Source organism: Pectobacterium carotovorum, assembly GCA_016415585.1.
GTDB lineage: Bacteria > Pseudomonadota > Gammaproteobacteria > Enterobacterales > Enterobacteriaceae > Pectobacterium > Pectobacterium carotovorum_K.
Window position 1 is genome coordinate 3,708,067 of record CP066552.1, and the last position, 22,211, is coordinate 3,730,277.

The 22,211-nt window shown below is 47.5% G+C and carries 16 protein-coding genes and 1 pseudogene; 8 read left to right on the plus strand and 9 right to left on the minus strand.

Annotated features, from left to right (window positions below; all coding sequences use genetic code 11):
• Positions 1-256: 256 nt before the first annotated feature.
• The 7 genes from JFY74_16570 to JFY74_16600 form a co-directional block, all read right to left on the minus strand.
• Positions 257-1,156, minus strand: a complete 900-nt coding sequence (locus JFY74_16570) for a Dyp-type peroxidase (GenBank protein ID QQG27672.1) — start codon at positions 1,154-1,156, stop codon at positions 257-259.
• Positions 1,157-1,298: 142 nt separating this feature from the next.
• Complete coding sequence (locus JFY74_16575) at positions 1,299-1,898, minus strand: RpoE-regulated lipoprotein (GenBank protein QQG27673.1); 600 nt, start codon at positions 1,896-1,898, stop codon at positions 1,299-1,301.
• 187 nt (positions 1,899-2,085) lie between these two features.
• A complete protein-coding gene (locus tag JFY74_16580) occupies positions 2,086-3,759 on the minus strand; it encodes an ABC transporter ATP-binding protein/permease (protein ID QQG27674.1) in 1,674 nt (557 codons plus the stop codon).
• The gene (locus JFY74_16585) at positions 3,756-6,530 is read right to left on the minus strand and encodes an insulinase family protein (GenBank protein QQG27675.1); all 2,775 of its coding nucleotides are present in this window, start codon (positions 6,528-6,530) and stop codon (positions 3,756-3,758) included. The genes JFY74_16580 and JFY74_16585 overlap by 4 nt, the downstream gene beginning before the upstream one ends.
• 105 nt (positions 6,531-6,635) lie before the next feature.
• A complete protein-coding gene (locus tag JFY74_16590; GenBank protein ID QQG27676.1) occupies positions 6,636-9,230 on the minus strand; it encodes a TonB-dependent receptor in 2,595 nt (864 codons plus the stop codon).
• Positions 9,231-9,307: 77 nt separating this feature from the next.
• Positions 9,308-10,276, minus strand: a complete 969-nt coding sequence (locus JFY74_16595; protein ID QQG27677.1) for a TonB family protein — start codon at positions 10,274-10,276, stop codon at positions 9,308-9,310.
• Positions 10,277-10,613: 337 nt separating this feature from the next.
• Positions 10,614-11,243 (minus strand): TetR/AcrR family transcriptional regulator, encoded by a 630-nt coding sequence (locus tag JFY74_16600; GenBank protein QQG27678.1) that lies wholly within the window; start codon positions 11,241-11,243, stop codon positions 10,614-10,616.
• Positions 11,244-11,366: 123 nt separating this feature from the next.
• On the opposite strand from JFY74_16600, the gene JFY74_16605 reads away from it, so the two are divergent.
• From JFY74_16605 to JFY74_16625, 5 genes are all read left to right on the plus strand, one after another.
• Positions 11,367-12,095 (plus strand): nitroreductase family protein, encoded by a 729-nt coding sequence (locus JFY74_16605; GenBank protein QQG27679.1) that lies wholly within the window; start codon positions 11,367-11,369, stop codon positions 12,093-12,095.
• A gap of 180 nt (positions 12,096-12,275) precedes the next feature.
• On the plus strand, positions 12,276-13,088 hold the full coding sequence (locus tag JFY74_16610; GenBank protein ID QQG27680.1) for a MipA/OmpV family protein: 813 nt from the start codon (positions 12,276-12,278) through the stop codon (positions 13,086-13,088).
• A gap of 13 nt (positions 13,089-13,101) precedes the next feature.
• Positions 13,102-13,782, plus strand: coding sequence for a response regulator transcription factor (locus JFY74_16615; GenBank protein QQG27681.1), 681 nt, complete (start codon positions 13,102-13,104; stop codon positions 13,780-13,782).
• Between the two features lie 76 nt (positions 13,783-13,858).
• Complete coding sequence (locus tag JFY74_16620) at positions 13,859-14,299, plus strand: helix-turn-helix domain-containing protein (protein QQG27682.1); 441 nt, start codon at positions 13,859-13,861, stop codon at positions 14,297-14,299.
• Positions 14,300-15,679 (plus strand): HAMP domain-containing histidine kinase, encoded by a 1,380-nt coding sequence (locus tag JFY74_16625; GenBank protein QQG27683.1) that lies wholly within the window; start codon positions 14,300-14,302, stop codon positions 15,677-15,679.
• A gap of 159 nt (positions 15,680-15,838) precedes the next feature.
• On the opposite strand, the gene JFY74_16630 is transcribed toward JFY74_16625, so the two are convergent.
• Positions 15,839-16,405, minus strand: coding sequence for a TetR/AcrR family transcriptional regulator (locus tag JFY74_16630; GenBank protein QQG27684.1), 567 nt, complete (start codon positions 16,403-16,405; stop codon positions 15,839-15,841).
• Here JFY74_16630 and JFY74_16635 point away from each other — a divergent pair.
• The 3 genes from JFY74_16635 to JFY74_16645 all read left to right on the plus strand — a co-directional run bounded on the left by JFY74_16635 (position 16,374) and on the right by JFY74_16645 (position 21,717).
• Positions 16,374-17,006: an efflux RND transporter permease subunit gene (locus JFY74_16635; GenBank protein ID QQG30572.1), complete on the plus strand. Its 633-nt coding sequence runs from the start codon at positions 16,374-16,376 to the stop codon at positions 17,004-17,006. The two genes, JFY74_16630 and JFY74_16635, sit on opposite strands and share 32 nt — an antisense overlap.
• 450 nt (positions 17,007-17,456) lie before the next feature.
• Complete coding sequence (locus JFY74_16640) at positions 17,457-18,623, plus strand: efflux RND transporter periplasmic adaptor subunit (protein QQG27685.1); 1,167 nt, start codon at positions 17,457-17,459, stop codon at positions 18,621-18,623.
• 13 nt (positions 18,624-18,636) lie between these two features.
• A complete protein-coding gene (locus JFY74_16645; GenBank protein QQG27686.1) occupies positions 18,637-21,717 on the plus strand; it encodes an efflux RND transporter permease subunit in 3,081 nt (1,026 codons plus the stop codon).
• Between the two features lie 49 nt (positions 21,718-21,766).
• Here JFY74_16645 and JFY74_16650 read toward each other — a convergent pair.
• Positions 21,767-22,165 (minus strand): annotated as a pseudogene (locus JFY74_16650) (transposase domain-containing protein).
• Between the last annotated feature and the right edge of the window lie 46 nt (positions 22,166-22,211).

Consider the following 22,211-nt stretch of genomic DNA (forward strand, 5'->3'; position numbering starts at 1 on the left):
GCCGTTTACATAGCCGTTTTTTGCATAGCGCAAATCAGTGTAGGGGGAAGTGGCGGTTAACATATAACCTTTATATATAACATTTCGGGATTTTTAAGCGCTAAAGGACATAACCCCGAAACGAGCGAGACGAGAAGAAAAAGTAGGGTGAAAAAGGAAAGGCGCGGCCAGATAGCCCAATGCAGGGAGAGGAAAATTGAAAGCTGAGAGAATTGATGCCTGCACAAGTGCAGGCATCAGGAAAACGAGTCAGATCTTACAGCGACAAAAGCTTCTCAAGAGAAGGCGCGAAGAAGTAGCTGCCGCTGACGGCACGTGTAAAGCGCAGCATCTCATCGCGTTTACCGTCACGATCGCCGAACATGCTCAGCAACTGCTGCTCAATGTTATGCAGACGCGCGCAGTAGGCAACAAAGTAAAGCCCGTTCTTCCCGCTCGCGGTGCCGTAAGGCAGGCTCTGACGCAGGATTTTCAGCCCTTTACCGTCTTCCTTTAAATCCACGCGGCTAAGATGCGACGTCACAGGGCGCTCATCGGAAGACAGTTCTTCATTGTCCTGCTTGGTGCGGCCAATCATTTGCTCTTGCTGCTCCACGCTAAAACGCTGCAACTGCTTCAGATTATGTTCCCAACGTTGAGTAAACACGTAGCTGCCGCCCGCATCCGGCTGACCTTCTGGGATAATCGCCACAGCGTGACGCGCATCGCCCTGCGGATTTTCCGTGCCGTCGACAAAGCCGCTTAAATCGCGATCTTCCACCCAACGGAAACCGTGCGTCTCTTCTTCGATACGAATCGCGCTACCAAACGTCGCCAGCGCCGCCTGTGCCAGCGTGAAATTAACATCATGGCGCAGCGATTGGATATGGATCAACAGGTCGCGCTGCGTGGCAGGAGCAAGCCCGTTGCCCAGCGGCATGAACGGCTTCAGCTCCGCTGCACCGTGGTTGCAGTCCAGATCCCGCCAGACATCGCTGCCAAACGCCAGCACGGCGCCTAATCCCGCATCGGGATACTGCTGCTGTAACTCTTGTAACATCTGACAGAATTTTTTGCATCCCTGCCGGATAGCATCAAACTCTCCCTGAATCATCGCTTCCATAAAAATGGCAAAACGGCGGTGTTCCAATAAAATACCGCTCTGAATTGGTGTCATTTCTGCTTCCTCAAGCGTCAGTTTTTTCTTTGTTGTTATGGTTTACTACGATAGTTATGGCGCATACGACCGCCGAAAAAATATCAGGCGGCGCCGCTATCATACCGGAAGCCGCCTGACTTTTACCTTGCGTAAACGCAAGTTAGTTTCGCGCCTGCGCGTGCCACACGATTTTGCTCACTTTCCAGGTTTTCAGGATATCATCGGGCGGCATCAAGCCTTCCGGGCCGCTCCACTCGCCGGAATAGACGTAGCTGATATGCGTACTCTGCGGCGCGGCACATTCCACGCTCTGCGCATCATCACCTTGCCCTAACTGGCAGGATTCAAACGCCTTACTGTAGGTATTGCTAAAAACATCCCCTATTTTTACGCCACCTGCGCTGCCAACCGCCGGATCCATGACCTCAACTTTACGCACGCTGCCCTTCGGCTGCCCGCTGATGATCATCTTCACGTCTTTGCCATCCAGCGCCTGATAAAACGCAACCAGTTGACCGTTGGACGTGCCCATTCCGCTACGCAGTTGATAACTGCCATCCAGCGCGCTCTGTAGCGCCCCTTCGGACAGCGGCGTACCGGCATTGATGCCGCCGACACCTGCATCGGTAACCTCCAGCGAGCTGCCGAACCAGTTAAACGGCGACAGGCTGGACCAGGAGAAATTAGAAAGCGTGCTGCATCCGGTCAGCAACAGCGGTAAACCCAGCACCAGCGATAAACCCAGCGGGCGAAAATTCATGGCATGTACTCCTCAAGATTGAACGGCTTTCGTCATCAGCCACCCTAGTAAGATGGGGATTGGAGTCTGCGAGCGACGAAAAGTGCCGTAAAGACGGGATAATCCTGCGGAGGATTATAGGAAGCATGTGAAAAGAAGCAAACCGGAACCGCAGGCCTCCCGAGAGCCGGAAGGCCTGCGAACAACATCAACTGCGCTGTGAGGCAAAATCCGTTAAGTCATAACGGTGCGTGAACAGATCGTCCAACTCCGTCTGGTGCGTAATCGCCACCACGGTACACGCAGGCAACGCCAGCTTGACCAGTGCCAAAAGCTGTCTGGCGGCATCATGATCCAGATTGCTGGTCGCTTCATCCAGATAAAGCGTATCGGGTTTAGCAATCAGCGCGCGGGCAAAAGCAACACGCTGCCGCTCGCCACCGGAGAACACCCGATCCCAGTTCAATTGCTCATCCAGACGATCGCGCCACGCGCCCAGCCCAACGCTATCGAGCGTCTGACGCAGCATCTCACTGTCAGCCAGCGGCGGATGCGGATAGCAGAGGATCTCTGCCAACGTACCCTGCCCCAAATAGCTTTGCTGCGGTAACAGCAAGCTGCGACCTTCAAGCGACTGCCAGCGGCCATCGTAATACGGCCACAGGCCGCTTAACGTACGCAGTAGCGTTGATTTCCCCAGCCCGCTACGGCCAGAAAACTTACTCCAGCTACCCGCTTCACAGCTCAGATCCACCTTTTGCAGCAGTGGAGCGCCCTGCGGCGTGGTGAAAGAAAGCTGATCCAGTTGCAGACGCTCACCGACCGGAACCACTTCATCTTCAGACTGATGGCGTTTGATTTCCTGTTTGAACTGGCTCAAACGTTCCATGCTCGCGGAAAGCTCCATGAATTCCCGATACATGCGAATAAACCAGCTCAACGCGCCATGCACCTGAGCAAACGCTCCGCGGATTTGCATCAACCCACCTAGCGTCACCGTTTTGCTGAGAAAGGCCGGTAATGCAGCAAAAATAGGGACGATCAAGCTAACACGCATGTAACCCGTAGTGAAAAAACCCAGATTACGTTCCGCATTCATTGAACGCCACCAGTTAGAGACAATCGCAGAAAATTGACGCTTGAGATGGCTTTTTTCTTGCTGTTCGCCACCATATAGCGCAATTTGCTCCGCGTTATCATGCTTACGCAGCAAAGACGCACGAAAATTCGCTTCAGCACGTTGCTTCTCATAGTTAATACCGTGCAGCCGTTTACCGATCAGATGCGTAATCAAGGTGCCGAACACGGTATAAATAATGACGGCCCAGACCAGGTAACCTTTGATTACCCACTCCTCACCAAATAGCGTAAAACGCTGTACTCCCGACAGTTCCCAGAGAATGATGACGAAAGATGACAACTGGGCAGTCACAACCAAAAATGACGCCACCAGACTCACCGTTTTATCAACAAATAAGCTGATATCCTCAGCGATACGTTGATCGGGGTTATCGATTTTTCCCACTATCGACATCCGATAAAACGCCCGCTTTGCCAACCAGCTATTCACTAACTCTTCCGTCATGGCACTGCGCCAGCGAATGATCAGCCAGCGAGTGAACCAGTCCTGATGCACAAATACCACGATATAAATCAGGATATAGATGCCGTACTCTTTCATGAGAGAGAGCAGCAAGCTGCTATCAAACGTACCTAGCGCATCGTAAAACGTTTTACTCCAGTCATTGAGCAATACGTTGAGATAGACGATGGTCCATCCCATACTGATGGCAGCAACAAGAAGTAACAGGGCTAATAAGCCTTGTTTTCCCCGCCAAAAAGGGCGGCAGAGATCGACAAACTGTGCCGCTATCTTTTTCACTCTTTCACCTCTTGCGGCAAGGTGATGTAAAGCACGCGGTTATCCGGGTTATACAGCTTCGCCGACATCGCCCGTACGTCTTCCAGCGTGATGCTATCCGCCAGTTTGGCTACGCTAGTCAGATAACGCGGATCGTCATAATGGCGGTAGCTCAGGAGCAGACGGCGCTGTATCGTCATGAGATCGCTCTGACGCCCTTTTTCCGCACGAATGAACTGTGCTTTCTGCTCATCCACATCCTGCTGGGTGATATTTTTCGGCAGTTCAGCAAAGGCTTTCTCGGCCAATGTCCATAGCTCCTGCGCACGTTCAGGCGCGCTGGTAAAGCTCACTTCTGTCTCAATACGCTGTCTTTTATCTTCCAGTTCGCTATCGACACGCATGCGATAAATACCTAACGCATCATCACGCAGGCTGGTTTTGAGATATTTATTCGCCAGATTACGGGCAACGCTCACCTGCACAGCGGCCTGTGGTGTCCACGCATGCGGTGTGAAGCTCCAGGCGCGGATATCGGCACGCGGTTCAATACTGATAGCCGATGTCGCTTCACGTTTACCCGGCAGAGCCAGATGTGATTTCACCTCGCCAGCAGGCTGACGCGGGATCGTCGCTAAATAGCGTTCAACCTGCGGCAAAATCTGTGCAGCAGGCATATCTGCCACCAGATAGTAGGTTACCGGGGCAAACACCGCTTTATGCCACTGTGAAAGCAGCGCCGGCGCTGAAATTTGCTTCAGTTCCGCAATTTCAGGTTGCTGCCAGGCTGGCTCACCGAAACGCAGTTTGGCAATGTCACCGGCCCGTACTCCTGAAACAGATTGATCGTCATTGGCTTTTTGACGCGCCAGACCCATCATGCTTTCTTTCATCACGTCAGGGTCGATACCCGGGGCCACATTCAGCTCACGATATAGTCCCAGCAGGCTTGCCAACTGCTCTGTTGGCGCACTTCCGTTCACGGTGAGTTGATCGGCTTCCTGAGCAATACCCAGCGACAGCGTCTTTTCCTTTTTCCAGTTATTAAGCGCTTCACCGTTCCATGTTGCCGGTCCGCTTTGGTTTACCAGTTGGCTTGCCAGCTGTACCTGCCACGGATTGGTCGACGTGGACAAATATCCTGCGTCGCTCACTGCCGTCAGGTAGACTTTTTTACCCGCTTCTGGCGCACGCAGCCATACCACGCGGTCACCATTGCTCAACTGCCACTGCTCTACCTTCTGCGCGGCAAAGGTCTTCACCGCCGTACGTTTCCCACTTTGCGTTACGGCAGGCAATTCAGGGATGACTTTCTCTTTTTCTACTTGCAGCGGTGCCAGCGTCGCGGCTGCCCACTGTGCCTGCAACTTACGAATCGCATCCGGTTTAGGCAAGGTGAAAGGCGTCGCGCCCGGCACGCTAAACTGAACCAACGTATCAGGTGACGCTAACCAACGTTGCCAATGGCGGTTCACATCTTCCGCCGTGATGGTATCCAGCGCTTCCAGTGCATCTTTACCGCGCTGCTGGCTGCCGACATAAGGGCGATCCTGCTGCCAGACGATGGTCAATTGTTGAACCCAGTCTGAAAACTCACGTTTTTCAGGTGTATCACTCATACGCTGCGCGACTTCACGAATGTCGGATGTGATCTCCGTGATGTCCTGTTCGTTTAACGGATAACGTTTGAAACGCTCAATTTCTTTCAGTACAGCGGAAATAGCTGCGTCATGACCACCCGGCATCACATTGGCGAAAAAGCCTAGTGCAGCCGTCGTTTTACCGATATCCGATTTACGCACCACCAGACTACTGGCGTCTTGCGGCAGTTCCGCTTGTTGTCGACGAACCTGACGTGTTACCGCAGACAGTGTGATTTGAGTCAGCAAACGATGACGGTAATCGGATTGGCCGAATGTGTCTTTGTCATTGAAACGGTAGACAAATGACACCTGGCTGCTGCCACTCTGGCTATCCTGCAAACGCGCAACGTTGAGTCTCGGTTTCAGTAACGGCTCATAGTAATCACGGGCTGGCACAGCGACATTCGGCAACGGTGCAAAATAGCGTTGAATTTCGCGTTCTGCATCCGCAGGCGTGATATCACCAATGATCATCAAACGCATATTCGACGGGTGATACCAGCGTTGATAGAAATCCTGTAGTACGCTGGCTGGCGTGTCGTTAATCGACGCTTCCGTGCCAATCGTTGGGCGGGAAGGATAACGAGAGTCATGGCGAATCGCCTGTACGCGCTGCTGGTTCATACGTTCCGCTACGCCCAGCTTGCCACGCCATTCTTCCATGATAATTTTGCGCTCATCATCAAGATCGCTTTGCAGCAATTTGGCATGGCCCGTCATCTGGCTCAGCGCCTGCAAGGTCGTCCCCAGATCGCGGTTACCTTTCGGCGGGCTCATCATGTACATGGTGCGCTCGTAGTTGGTCACGGCGTTATAGCTCTGCCCGCGTACCCATCCCTGCTTGTGCAGTTCCGTACTCACACCTTGAGGAAACGCCTCGCTGGCGCGGAACACCATATGCTCCACGATATGCGCCACGCCAGATTCGTTGTCCTTCTCATCAATCGAACCGACATCCACAATCAGACGAATATCAACCCGCGACTTCTGCCCTTCCAGCGGCACAAGGGTGTAACGCAGTCCATTTGCCAACGTCCCTTCTTTAAAAACCGGCAACGGGCTTTTAACTTCTTCGGCCTGGCTCACCAGACTCCCCGCTAACAGACCGACAGCCGTTAGCGATAACCAGCAACATCTCTTCCAGTTCATAACAACCTTTTCGTTTTTATTTTTGCCTGCAAGGCAATTTCTTAGCGCATAGATGCAAAATGCCCCGTCATTCGTCAGCATGCGACGAATGACGGGGCATAGGATTTACCAGGTGTAAGCGACGCCAAGCCAGAACTGGCGGCCGGGTTTGTAGGTGACAATGGAAGTCCCCGCGCCAACTTTTTTATTCGTTTCCACTACATTATCCAAAACGTTCAGCACATCCAGGGTAATATCCAGCGTCTGAGTTTTGTAGACTGGCTGCGAGTAAGAAAAACGCCAGTCGTAGGAAATAAAGTCGTCGTATTGAGTTGAAACGTATTCAGTCACACTCCCTGAGAAGCTAGGATCGGCGTTGCACGCAGGACTCCCACCAGGGCAAACAGTCATTAATGACCCCGTGCTATACCCCTTATAGCCGGAGGTATAGCCCACGCGCTGCCCCCAGTTGAGGCGTATCGCTGGGAAGTAGGTATCCACATTCAGGAAGGCATTCCAAGGCGTATTGAAGTCCATCGCATCCATGTCGCCCTTATACATCAGCTTATTGTCAACGATAACTCGAACTTCATCCGAATCACTATCATCATAGTAAGCAATTGAATTAGCTTTATTTTTAGAGATAAAAGCACCAAATTTCCAATTTACTTCAGCGAAGCTAAAACGATGAGGACTGATGGGTTCTACTTCTAGAGACAATGAATTCCCTTCTGTACGACCTGCATTATTCATCACACGGTAGCTTGCACCATTATTAGCAATCGTTTCACGACCAAACTGATCTTTCCCCTGACGATTAACCCATTTGGCAGTCCATACGGTATTCATGACGCGTTGAGATAGCCCTAGCGTCATTTCATCGCTGTAAGGCGTTTTTAAATCAGATACAGTGTAATTAGTGCCGGTTCTTTCTGGGTTAGAGGTCCACGGAGCAGTAGAGGAGGTTCGCCTTTGCACAGTACTCGTACCGATCCCTTGGCGTAGCTTATATGACAGCATATTCGCTGCATAATAGCGGTTGGCCCCGCCAAACAAGCGAGTCGAACGATCGCCGAAGACATCATAAGAAGCGGCGAAACGAGGTGCAACATCCAGATTTTCCAGGAAATCATCGTATGTAACGCGCACCCCAGGGGTTACTTCCAAGCGCCCATAATTCATGCTGTCTTGCAGATAGGCAGCATAACGACTATAGCTGACTTGCACAGAACGAGCGGGAAAGAGTGTACGGGTGCCTGCAAATTGCTCACCAGGAATACACATTGAATCTCCGGGTAAGCACACAACGTTGGGATTAACATAGGTAGCATTCGATGCAACGCTGGCTGAATAGGCATCCTGAAAACGACGATACTGTGCATTCGCAAAATCAGCTTGCCAGCCGAAATCAAGCTGATGAGTCATCCCCAGCAAGAAGGCTGGATTTAACTCATAGTCTTGCTTGAAGGTGGTGGTATTTTTTTCTGTGGCAAATGACCCATAACCGCCAATCTGTGATGTTCTGCTTGTCGTTTGCCAATCAAGTGATGGGGAAGTAAAACCTAATGATGGAGTATCATAGACCCAACTAATATATTCATTAGATTCATGTTCGATTTTGTTTTGATCAAACTGATACCCCGCCAAACTGGTCATCTTCCCCCAGTTAGCATTATGCTCCCACTCCATATTGAAGCGATAGCCACCACCGGTATTGGTAAATGCGCCGTTCTTGATATTCTTTTTATAATATTTAGATTCGTGCGGGGAATACATGCCCGTCATGCGGACAATATCGCCGTTATCCGCCAGATAAGTGCCTTTTAGCAGATAGGTTTCACTGATCCGCTCCTGATCGTCCCATATACCCAGATAGTCATGATAATAGGGAATATCCGACTGCTGGCGATTATAGGCAAAAATAAAGCCAGCCTTGTCGCTTAATGGCTGGTTAAAGGTAGCCGAATAGAATTGCTTCTTAAATTTCGGTTGGTAGTAGAGGTTAGTGCCAGAGTAGAATTCATCACTGATATTAGAATCAACGTGGTAACGGGTCCAACTATCACGAGAGGTACGATAAGAAACTTTGCCGGAGGCTTGAGCCAACTTGGGGTCCATCAGCCTGGCATCTACCACGCCGCCGGTAAAATCACCGTACTTAGCGGAGATGTTGCTGTCGAACACTTCTAGCGATTCAATCAGCTCAGAGTTAATCCAGAATGACTGTGTGCCACCCGCAGGTAAATCAATCGGGCTGTAACCATCTGGGTCACCATCTAACACGCCCTTATTAGCACCGGGGTTAATATTGTTATTATTCGATAACCCATCGATCATAAAATTATTGTTGTAAAATTTCTCGCCGTGAAACGAGACGTTTTCTGGAGCTAATTCCCCCGGCGCAGTACTGGTACTTGCTGTATTTGCGAACTGGACATTCGGGTTATTCTTTAATAACTCGGTTACCGACCCGTTCCCGGTCGGCATCTTTTTAATCTGTTCAGCATTAAGAATCTGCGTTCCCATCGATTGGCTGGTCGGGGTTGAGCGGACTAAAATCGTATCTTCTCTATTCTCCGAAGAGGAATCACCCTGCTGTTCTTCTTCGGTTTCTGCCTTGTTTTTCTGCTGATTTTCATCGGCAGAAGTGTCGTTTTGCTGTGCGAGCGCAGGCCCTGATAATAATGACAAAATCATCATTAAATAGACGTTTTTATTCATTTATTCAAAATCCCCAGTGAACCTTATCATTTGAAAAATAAAATTATTTTTGTAATTACCGCATGTAACATTTATTGCTAATCATCAACCTGAATATGACCATTCAGTTTGAAAACGATGGAAACGACCTGATTATCAACCGGCGCCTCCGTCCGATAGCGCCAGCGCGCCATGTCTTTCATCACGTCATCGCCAAATACGCCGTCTGGCGTTTCAGACAGAATCTGTACGTTAGTAACCGTACCGCTACCGGTAATATCGAATTTGACGCGCACCTTTCCTTCCACACCCAGCGCTTTTGCCCGAGAGGGATAATTCACGCGGCGATGCAGTGCTCTGAAATTTTGACTGTTGCTTTTCCCTGCACCGCGAGTTGCCTGACCGCTATCGCTTTCTCCTGCCTTGGCCGTTGCCGCACTGCCCGGCATGCCAGCAGAAGCTTGCATCGGTGAAGGTGCATCACCGGTCTGATTTGTCGCTACGGGAGACTCGCTCTTTTTTTCTGTCTGCTGCTGCGTAGCCTGCTGCTGTTGTTCTTTTGGTTTGCTCTCAGGCTTCTTTTCAGGCTGCTTCTTCTCACGCACAGGCGGCTTCTTTTCCGCGACAGGCGTGACGGGCTTGCGCTCAATGACGGGTTGTTTAATAACCGGGTTGGGGTGTTCTGGTAACGGAGGCGAGATAGGTTGTTCTAAAGAAACGGTTTGCGTCGCCACAACGGGAGGATCGGAAGATTCTGCGGTAGGAGGGGATGAGTCAGCCTGCTGCGTCATTGCCGCAGCCATCATCGTGACCTGAATGCTTCCGCCTGCATTTCCCGCCATGTCTTCAATGCTCTCTTTCGGGGAAGAGTGCAATAGAAAGAAAAGCGCCAGCGCCGCATGCGCTACGCAGGACAAAACAAAGAATGCCAGCGAACGCCAGTTAGGCACATCGGCGGTCAGCGCTGCGGTTGGAGAGGAATGAGCAAAAGGATGAGAGCCCAGCAATACGCTGCGGCCAGTGCGGTTCGCACCCAGCAAAGCCTCCTGAAGATTTTCACGACTCACTATCCAACTCCATCTCTTAAACTTCAACTTCCTGGTGTCAGTCGTGCAATCACAATCTTCCAGGCGATAAAATGTAAGCAAGATCAGAACACAAAAAAACATGTCAAGACCAAACGGACTACATTAATAAATAATAATACAAATGAGAATCGTTTTACAAATGAAAACTGTTACCCACAAAGTCTAACAAACTGCATGCAATATAATTACAAACCTCATTAAACATTTGATATTAAACTAAAAAACTAACCAGCGGAGGCATTCCCCCCTCATTACCACACTACCTATGCAGGTTGTTGTACACATATGAAGATGCATACAGAATCATGGACACAGTCTAATCAACACGATTAGTGCGACATAAATAATATTCAAATAGCGTGACAAGCTCTGTCACAAGCAATGGAACCTCTAATAGCTGCGGACGCTCTACCGTGATGCGATGGATAACGGCGTGCGTGACGATACCCACAATATAAATTGCAAATTCTGGGTCAGGTACGTTTTTCATAAAAGGTTTTAGCGCATCAAGAAACATCTTACTTAGTTCTTCTTCGTCATCCTCTAACACGCGACGAACCGTGAGAGGGATTTCTTCAGTTACCGCCTTGTGGACAGCAGGTGCAACTCGGTGTTTGTTGACCACCATCTCGATGACGAGCGTCAGGGCTTCCCTGAGTGATGATTTTTCTCGAAAAAGTTTCAATGTGTTATGCAGATCAGAATGTATTTCTAGTGCGTGTCGGCGTTGTAATTCATTAATAATGGCTTCCTTATTAGGGAAGAATTGATAGAGCGAGCTGATGTTCACCCCTGCACGCTCAGCAATAGAATTAGTAGTCAGTCCCTCCCAACCAGATTCGTTCAAAATGTAAGCAGAGGCTTGAATTATCGCATCGACAGTTAATCGAGAGCGTTCCTGAACCGGCAGTTTTCTTGGTCTGGTGATGCTTGAGCTACGAGCCATTTTATATTCCGCAATATAAGTTTTCTAAATTAAAGTTAAAGCTTACTATTTGCCGTGTCAATAAACAAAGCAACACTGAATTGCTTTTTGAACGACTAAAACCTTCACCAAGGATATTCACTAATGAACGAACAAGATAACTCACAATTGTGGGCGGATTTCCAAACTGCTAACCGTGAACGCAGAGCTATCAGAGAATTCGATAGTACTTCGGTTTCTGATGACCTTATTAAGGCGCTACTGACTGAAGCTACCTTCGCGCCCTCAAGCGGGAATCTTCAACCCTACCAATTTCACTGGGTGAAAAATGCGGAGTTAAAATCTCAGGTCGCTCTTGCCTGTAACGGACAAAAAGCAGCAAGGTCAGCCGCAGCGCTAATTATTGTTGTAGCGAGTCCTGATATTGGCCGGCACACGGCAGAAAAACAGCTTGCCTATGTTGAAGCTTCAGCATCGCTACAACCCAAATCAAAAGATTACTATCGAAAACAAATTGGTAAATTTGAGCGGATATTGAAGTTAGGCGCTTATGCATGTTGGACGCCATTGCTCAATATAGCGTCAATATTTCAGCCTGCTTTGTCATTGCTTCCGGTTGGACATATGGGGAGCCGCCATTGGGCTGCGCGAAATTCAATCTTTGCTGCACAAACGCTGATGCTTGGTGCCGCGGCAAAAGGCCTAGACTCGTGCCCGATGGAAGGATTTTCCGCAACTAAACTCTCCCAGCTTCTTGGGCTAAAGCGTGGGACCGTTATTCCGGTAGTCATTGCGCTTGGATACCGTGCAACCGATGCCAGGATTGAAGAAAAATGGCGTAGACCACTGACGGATATTGTTGTGGAACATTAAATTTAGTTAATAGATTCCGAGACACCTGAAAACAGTACCAAATAGAAGCAGAATAATATGGCTACCTATTGATAATGCAAAGGGAAAGACAACGAGAATAAAATGAATAGGCAGTAAGTAAGTTGTAAGTCAGAACGCTTTAAAGTGCATGCTACATTATGAACACTTTAAGGCATTAACATGAAAAAACATCTCTGGCACAGAGTTCCTGCGGGACTACTTCTGACATCAACTTTTTTATATTCTGGTTTAGCTTACTCTGTTGAGAATAATAACACCACCTCCACGGAGGGAGACGGATTTACCTTATTAAGTGGTGTGCCAAATGAAAATAACTGGGGTTTAGGTGTAGGTCTAGGGTTTGAAAAAAAACCTTACACAGGAGCGGATTCAAACCTCTCTCCTTTTCCTCTCGTTTATTTTGATAATAAATGGATAGCGCTATTTGGCAATCGTATCGACCTAAAAATAGGGAAATGGGAAAACATAAAAATCTCATTACACGGACAATACGCATTCGATGATGGCTATAAAGAGTCTGATGCTCCCATTCTTTACGGTATGCAAAAGCGCGGCGGTGGTTTTTGGGTTGGGCCAGCCGCCGAATGGAATACTGATTTTGGTACCGTTTCCGCTAAATATTTATTCGCCGGAAATAAAGGTCAAAAAGCGTCTCTGGGGTTTGATAGAGAATTTGAATACGGTAGTTTCACCTTCACTCCCCATACTGAAATAGAATGGTTTAATAATAAATATGTGGGGTATTACTATGGTGTTAGACCTTCGGAAGTTCAGCCAGGACGAGATATTTATAGTGGTAGATCAACATACAAAATATCTGCAGGATTACGAACTAACTATTCAATTACGCCAAGCCAAAGTGTAAGTCTTGATGCCACGCTATCGCGTTTAGGCAGCGGAATTTCAGACAGCCCATTAGTCGATAAAACGACGATTCCACAGGTAACATTGGGCTACTTCTATCGTTTTTAATTGGGTAAAAACTATGCCGCGAGTTGCACTGATTGAGGATAACTCCCGTCTGGCTGGAATGATTTGCCAAGCATTATCAGGCTCAGGAATACAAACAGACTGTTTCTATAAACTTTCGCACGCGCGGTATGGTCTCACTCAGGCGAGCTACGAGGTCGTTATTATTGATCGGGGCTTACCTGATGGGGATGGTCTGAGCTTTTTAAGAGATTTTCGGGCAACAGGACAAATGACGCCTTGTCTGATACTGACCGCTCGTGATGCATTACATGACCGTATTGATGGCCTCGAAAGTGGTGCAGATGATTATGTCACCAAACCTTTTGCGATGAGTGAACTTGTCGCACGCGTCCGTACTCTGATGAGACGTCCTGTAGAAACGTCCCCCCTGATTCAAACCTTTGCTGACATGATGCTTGACCCACAAGAACAAGTACTACGTTGCGGTACAAAGTCGGTGCCTTTGGCACCGACAGAATTGCAAATCATACTGACGTTGTTGAAAGCAAAGGAACAGACTGTGCGCCATGCGACGCTAGAACATGCGGCCTGGGGATTATCAGGAGCCGTTACTTCGAATGCGCTTGAAGTAACGGTCCATCGTTTGCGCAAGAAGATGGCCTGTGTGGAGGTGAATGCGCAAATCGTTAATATTCGAGGCATTGGATTTGCTTTGAAAAGAAGAGTGCAATAACAAAATACATAGATGAAAGATAGGTATTATACGTAACAGTACTTTTATTTATCATTCTGTTAATGGGAAAATAATCATGTACCATGAAAACATTGTGAATGAGTTACTGGAATGGATTGAACTGCATTTGGATGATTCTTTAAGCTTACAGCTTCTCTCTGAAAAGTCTGGTTATAGTAAATGGTATTTACAACGCCTATTCAAGAAACACACAGGACAGGCTTTGGCAACCTATATAAGAAAAAGACGTATGGCGATGGCGGCTAATGATCTCCGTGAATCGACGGATTCAATTCTTAATATTACAATTAAGTATCAATTTGGTAGCCAGGCAACATTCACTCGTGTATTTAAACGATACTTTAATGTTACACCCGCTGTTTATCGAAGGTTGGGTAATATCTCAGAAAGTAAATTTCAGCCTACTCTTTTTATAAAAAAAAGTATTCATTTATTATCTGATGATATGAAAAATAAAATCCCTTTAGCTATGTTAAATAATTTAATGAGCAACTAAATGCTTGATGATAAAAACCGGTGGAATTTTATTGACTATCTTGCCCGTAGTTTATCTTTTAGGTTATGGCTTACAAGTGTTGCTGTATTAACGGTCAGCCTGAGCATTATAACAAGCTTGGTTCTTTATGCCTTCAATCGCTTTCCTTTAGAAATGTGGCAAATGGATGATAACTTCCAAACTGCTGTTAGTGTTTCTTCTGGTCTGCAGTATGACAAAGAGGGGCAGCCTGTCTCTATAATTGTTGACGATCAGACAGGGTGGCTGTTCGAGATCGCATCAACTGAAATTATGTATCGCGTACTTGATTCTAATGGTCAGATAATACTTTCTTCAGAAAAAGATACTCATGACTCTTGGGGAGTCAAAAAATTAGATGAGTCTGTTGGCATTCATCAACAAATAATTTTAGATAACCGTTATTTCGATTTATTTACTACAAAAGCACACCATGGCAATAACGTTTTTTATGTTCAAACAATTACTAGCAATACCTTCGGTAAACGGGCGGTGGATATAAAATTAGAAAATCTTCCAAATGCTGTTTGCATTACAATATTAATTGCTATTATTGGTTTTGGTGTGATGTTTCCTTTTACAATTCGTTTAATTTTACGCCCATTGAGCGCAGCATCAAATGCTGCCATGCTGATTACGCCAACGAATTTGATAACGCGATTATATGAAAATGATATACCAAGTGAAATCAAACCGCTTATTGTAGCATTTAATGACACGTTGGAAAGACTGGAGAAAGGATTTATCGCTCAACAGGAGTTTCTCGGTTGTGCTGCTCATGAATTAAAAACGCCTCTGACGCTATTAAGAGGTCAGATAGAATTGCAGTCTGACATTAAAAATAAAGACTTTTTATTTCGAGAGATTGATCTAATGGCAAGGCAAGTTCATCAACTTCTTCATTTGGCAGAAGTGAGTGAGACGCAAAATTACACTTATGAAAATGTAGACAGAATAGGAATAGTTCATGATGTCATTAAGTATTTAGCGCTTAAAGCAGATCATCATCAGGTTAAACTGTGCGTTGAAGCACCACACATGTTACCCTTTATTCAGGCCGATAAAAGTGCATTGTTTATTTTATTAAAAAACATTATTGAGAATGCTATTAACGCTTCACCTGATCATAGTACTGTTACCATAAAAATAAACGCATTGTCTATGCATATTCAAGATAACGGGTCGGGTATTCTTTCGGAGGATATCCCTTTTCTGTTTGACAGATTTTGGCGTGTTCCCAATGCCAAACATGGTGGAACGGGATTAGGCCTTGCTATTTGTAAAGAAATTGTCCAAGCACATAAATGGCGAATTTCCGTAAATAGCAATTATCACATTACCGAGTTTGTCATCTATTTTTGAGGATATGCCTAACTGGTTTCCTTTCCTCAGTATGATATACCCGTCTGACAATACTCGGCGAGATCATTGTCGCATGTGCTGTCGTGGCGATCTGGTGCAGAAAGAATGGTTACGTTTTTGGCATATCAGGTTCGCGCACGACCTTCATTCAATCTTAATTCATGATGCACTTAATCCATGTGAGATAAGATCCAAATGTGCGTCAATAAAGGCTTTTTCATCGAACGGTCTTTTCCCTGGAAGCAAAAGATCTGTCACGATGAGATGAATCACGGAACTCACCAGAACATCGGGTAAATCGGCGGCAGGCCCTTGCCGGAACTCACCCAACCGAACCCCTTCCAGCACCAGCACCTTGATGGCGTGCATTAAAGGAGTAATGAACTCGGTACTCAGTATGTTAACGATGTGAGGGAAGCGCTTACCCTCAGAAAGGCATAACCGGATCATTTCGCGAACTTTTCTGTCTCTGGCTATTTTTTCATAGGCCAGCAGCATCTTACTCACCCTCTTTTCATATGATACTTCCTGAGCATCTACCTGATTTATAAGCTCTGAGAACGGTGAAGATATATGGCATATCATTGATTCGAAGAGTACATCCTTGTTGGGACAATACAGGTATATCGTACCTTTTGTAATACCAAGGCGTTTGGCTATATCTTCAACTCGGGTTGCTACGTAACCGTTCTCAATAAATTCCTCAAAGGCTGCAACCATTGTCAAAGATCTCTCAGATAAGGTCTCTGCTTTTCAGAAGACATTACCATCAGGATATTCCGTCCAGGTGGGAGGTTCTGTTGAGGAGTCGGCTAAGTCTCAGGAGCCTATTTCAAGGGTCGTTCCTGTAATGCTTTTCGTTATGGCAACACTATTAATGATTCAGCTTCAGAGTTTTTCTAAGCTGTTCCTGGTGTTTTCAATTGCTCCACTGGCTCTTATCGGCGTGGTTTCCGCCTTGCTGTTAAGTAATACCCCTCTAGGGTTCGTCGCCTTGTTGGGGGTACTGGCGCTGACGGGGATTCTTATTCGTAATTCTGTCATTCTTATCGTTCAGATAGAGGAGCTTCGAAGAACAGGCATGTCCCCTTGGAAAGCCGTTGTGGAAGCAACAGAACACCGAATGAGGCCAATAATGTTAACAGCGGCGGCAGCAACACTGGGGCTAATACCAATTTCGCGTGAAATTTTTTGGGGACCGATGTCCTATGCAATGATGGGGGGAATTATTGTTGGGACTTTACTTACCTTACTCTTTTTACCGGCCCTCTATTATTACCTGGTTCAGGATCCGAGAGGATTCATGACTGCGATATTGATTGAATAATCATGGGTTTGGGGAGGCACTTCCGAGATGTTGATGAAGTGCCCCAAACCCGTAAATAAATGCATTCTATTATTTTTTTATTTTTAAAATCATTTGATTATATTTTTTTGAGTACAAGCGAGAAAAATTACCCCATTTTTTGTTCCCCCCCTGTCGGTAAGTCTTCTGAAAGGCTCATTGCCATATAGTGCGTTTGGTTTTAGGCACTGACGAGAAGATCCAAATGCTTCCCTTATTCAGAATTAATTTTCTCTATACAACAAGGTATCACTCAGGCTCCGTCGCGCGAGTACACACGGGGCTGGTCGTACTCATTGCACAATTATCTGGGGGGTTGGCTTGGCATCCTTCACCTTGCCACAGTTAAAAATGCCTCAGTAGTCTCTTTCTAACCGGCAGAGTAAACGCCGGAGCATTGACAAGTTCACGCCAAATTCAAGGAACCGGATCGTGAAAAGATCACACCAGATTGTCTCTATTTCTACATTCATCGTAGTGGTAATTGTTACCGTTCTTATGAGCACGGCGAATACAGCTCAACAACCCGCTGATAACACGAAGATAACTGTGGCTAAGCCCAACTTGTCAGTGAAGGTAATCACTCCGCAACTCGCGCTATTGCCCATCAACATCACTGCAAATGGCAATATTACCGCTTGGCAGGAAGCCAATATTGGTAATGAAACAGATGGCTTAAGGCTGTCAGAGGTGCTGGTTAATGTTGGCGATACTGTGCAACGTGGTCAACTGCTTGCCAGCTTTGCATCACATACCGTTAACGCTGAGCTTTTGCAAAGTCAGGCTGCCGTGGCTGAAGCAGATGCGCTACTGGCAGAAGCCCTATTAAACGTAAAACGCGCGACTGTACTGCAAGCGACTGGCGCTCTGCCTGCACAGCAAATTCAGCAATACATCACTGCGGAAAAAACAGCAAAGGCGCGGCTTAAGTCGGCACAAGCGAATGCGGAAATCCAACATTTACGCCTCAAACAAACCCAGGTACTCGCCCCAGACAATGGCATTATTTCAGCGAGAAGCGCCACTGTTGGTGCCGTGCTGCCCGTGGGGCAGGAGTTGTTTCGATTGATCAGGGGAGGCAGGCTTGAATGGCGAGCAGAGGTATCCGCAGAGAGCCTGGCCAAACTTAAGCCGGGTCAATTGGTATACGTAACGCCTGTCGGAGGCAAAACCTTGCAAGGTTCACTACGGATGGTGGCACCAATGGTTGATACACAAACCCGCAACGGGCTGGTCTATGTCGACCTGCCAGTGGATGACACCGCACGTGCTGGTACATTTGCGCGTGGCCGTTTTGAACTGGGCACTACCGAAGTCATCACCCTGCCGCATAGCGCTGTGCTGCAACGAGATGGCCATAGCTATGTGATGTGTGTTGGTCCAGATTCCAGAATCATTCAAACCAAGATCGGCACCGGTCAGCGAACCGCGACGCACGTAGAAATTACACGCGGTCTTGGCCTCACTGACTCAGTAGTTGCAACCGGTGGAGGATTCCTTGGTGAAGGAGATCTTGTCCAGATTATTGAAAACCAGATCCCCGCCAAACACAGCTCGTCGGTATCCGGTTCTGGCACACAGCCATATGTCGTGATGTAAGCCGGAGAATAAAATGAATTTCAATATATCTACCTGGGCAATACGCAACCCCACGCCGGCAATCTTACTGTTTATGTTGCTAACATTTTCTGGACTGGTGAGTTTTCACTCAATGAAAGTTCAGGATTTACCCGACCTGGAATTACCCACCGTTACCGTGGCCATTTCATTGCCCGGAGCTTCACCTTCACAACTTGAAACTGATGTTGTTCGCAAAATAGAAAGTTCGCTGGCAACAATACAAGGGGTTAAACATATATACAGCAGCCTGACCGACGGTGAAGCTTTAATCTCGGTAGAGTTCCGACTGGAAAGATCGACACAGGCGGCGCTCGACGATGTGCGTGATGCGGTATCGCGTATTCGTGCCGACTTGCCATCAGATTTACGCGACCCTGTGATTAAAAAAAGGGAGATATCCGAGACCCCAATTCTGACCTATGCCCTTGGGTCATCACGCTTGGATAACGAAGCTTTGTCCTGGTTTGTTGATAATGATGTCAGTAAAACGTTGCAGGCCGTTAAAGGTGTCGGTGCAGTCAGCAGAGTGGGAGGCGTTAACCGTGAAATTCGGGTCGATCTGGATTTTACCAAGCTACTGGCTTTTAATACTACAGCGGCTGATATTTCACGTCAGCTACAGCTCGTTCAGCAAGAAGCCGCTGGCGGACGTGCTCACTTTGGCGGAATGGAACAATCAGTACGGACGATAGCAACCGTCCAATCGGCTGAAGAGTTTGCCACGATGGAAATTACGCTGAGTGATGGACGGCGTATCCGCCTCGATCAGATAGCGACGGTATCTGATACTGTCGCGGAACAGCGTTCTGCGGCATTCTTCAATGGAGAATCGGTCGTCGGGTTTGAGATAACACGAGCAATAGGATATGGCGAAATAGATGTTGCAGCAGGTGTTCGTTCAGCTCTGCAACAGTTGCAAGAACAGAGACCAGACATCACCATCACTGAAGTATTCAATCTGGTTGACCCAGTGGCTGAGAATTATGCGGGGTCAATTCAGATACTCTATGAAGGCGCGTTGCTGGCAGTATTGGTTGTGTTTTTGTTTCTGCGAAACTGGCGAGCAACACTCATTGCCGCAGTAGCATTGCCATTATCAATAATACCCACATTTGCCGTAATCCATATGATGGGGTTCTCCCTAAACATGGTCACCCTGTTATCCCTGTCTCTGGTGATTGGTGTTTTGGTTGATGACGCGATTGTTGAAATAGAAAACATAGAGCGACATCTATTGATGGGTAAAACACCCTATCAGGCTGCAATGGAGGCGGCAGATGAGATCGGTCTGGCGGTGGTGGCAACCACTTTTACTCTGGTTGCGGTATTCCTGCCCACTGCATTTATGAGCGGAGTCATAGGTAAATTTTTCGTTCAGTTTGGCTGGACAGCGGCAATAGCGGTACTTTTTTCATTGCTTGTTGCTCGTATGCTAACCCCGATGATGGCTGCCTACCTGCTGCGAGCACCGAAGCAGCAAATTAAGTCGGAACCTCGCTGGATAACCCATTATCTTCGTCTGGTCAGTTGGTGTTTAAAGCATAAAGGCAAAACAATCACCACCTCAGCCTTATTCTTTGGGGGCGGTATTCTGCTGGCTGCGGGACTGCCTGGCACATTTATGCCAGCGAACGACGATCGGCAAACACAAGTTACCCTCACGCTTCAGCCCGGTAGTAAGCTGCATGATACAGTCTTGCTCGCAGAGCAGGCTCGTGAAATTGTGCAAAAAAATCAGCATGTTGAAAAAGTCTATACTGCTATTGGCGCCAGTCGTTCAGGGGATTCAGAAGAGTCTGGAGGGGTAGGCACAAGTGTCCGCTCGGCGGTACTTACGCTTAGTCTCACGCATCGGGACGCACGTTCAGGTTTGCACAAACAACAAATTGAACAGCAACTCCGTGAAGCACTCCACAGTTTGCCCGGAGCAAGAATTAAAGTTGGTATGGGTGGTTCAAGTGAAAACTATGTGCTCGTGCTTGCTGGTGAAGACAGTCGGATATTGGAGCAACACGCACTTCAGGTTGAGCGTGAGCTACGTACAATTCTGGGTATTGGCGCAGTAACCTCAACAGCAAGCCTTGTCAGGCCTGAATTGATCATAAAACCAGATTTTTCCCGTGCTGCCGATCTTGGGGTGACCTCATCGGCGATTGCCGATACCCTGCGCGTTGCGACAGTTGGAGATTATGATCAAGATTTGCCAAAACTGAATCTGAGCGAACGTCAGGTTCCCATAGTCGTTCGCCTTAATGATATAGCCCGAGAGGATTTCGAAACATTTAAACGATTGCCTGTGCCGGGTGCTCGCGGCCCGGTTGCGTTAGAAAACGTTGCCACATTGGAAATAGGTAGCGGTCCGGCGGAGATCGCCAGATTTGATCGTATGCGTAATATCAACTTCGAGGTTGAGCTGAATAACCTGCCGTTGGGAGTTGTTGAGCAAGCGGTCACTGAACTGCCAAGCTTGCAAACATTACCACCAGGTATTTCGCAGACGGCTCTCGGCGACGCAGAAATGATGGATGAGTTAGCCACGGGATTTGCCGTAGCAATGTTAACTGGTGTCATATTTATTTATATGGTGCTTGTGTTGTTGCTAAAAGATTTTTTCCAGCCGATTACCATTCTTACTGCTCTTGTTTTGTCTGTGCCCGGTGCTTTTTTGGCTCTTTATCTGACGAGTTCCGATCTGTCGCTACCAGCCATGATTGGTTTGATTATGTTAATGGGAATAGCGACCAAAAACTCGATTTTGTTGGTCGACTACATCACTATCGCCCGCAGTGATCTTCACCAGAACCGCTGGGATGCAGTCATTGATGCCTGTCGCAAACGCGTTAGGCCCATTGTCATGACAACCATTGCCATGGGAGCTGGCATGGTGCCAATAGCACTTGGTATGGGGGGAGATCCCAGCTTCCGTGCACCAATGGCGATTGTCGTGATCGGAGGACTTATAACATCCACTTTTCTAAGCTTGCTAGTCATCCCTGTGGCGTATAGCTATGTGGATGATGTTGTGCAGTGGCTGAAACCTCATCTACATCGGATGCCTCTGTTTAATCGATAAGTGATTATAGCAACTTGCTGCTAATGGGAGGATACAGTGGCAAGTGCGCTGAAAAAACCTTCAATCGCCCTAATGAGTAATAGCCTTTATCAAGCAGCGTCAGCGTGTTATCTGCGGTCTGGTCTATCAGTTGCTCAGCCAAAGTATATTCGCAGCCTTTCATCGTACCGAAGGCTGCTGCGGTTATCAGATGACTTGTCAGCGCCATCTGCAAACCATTTTGACCTGCGGATAGGGGCAAGAATAACAGCGTTAGGCGCAACAAAGGGACGATTACTGGATAACATGATATCCAGTCGATTGACAACCTAGTGACACGGTTCTTTACGTTCAAGCGCATACCGACAACGCACTAGGCCATCATTTCCAGAGGAGGACGGCGTTTGCGCAGGGTAACCGTGCCAGACTCAGCAAGGCAGCGTGCAATAAGTTCGGGGTCAAAAAAATCCGGAAATGAAAAACATTTCCGGATTCTTACACTGCAATTGGATCGT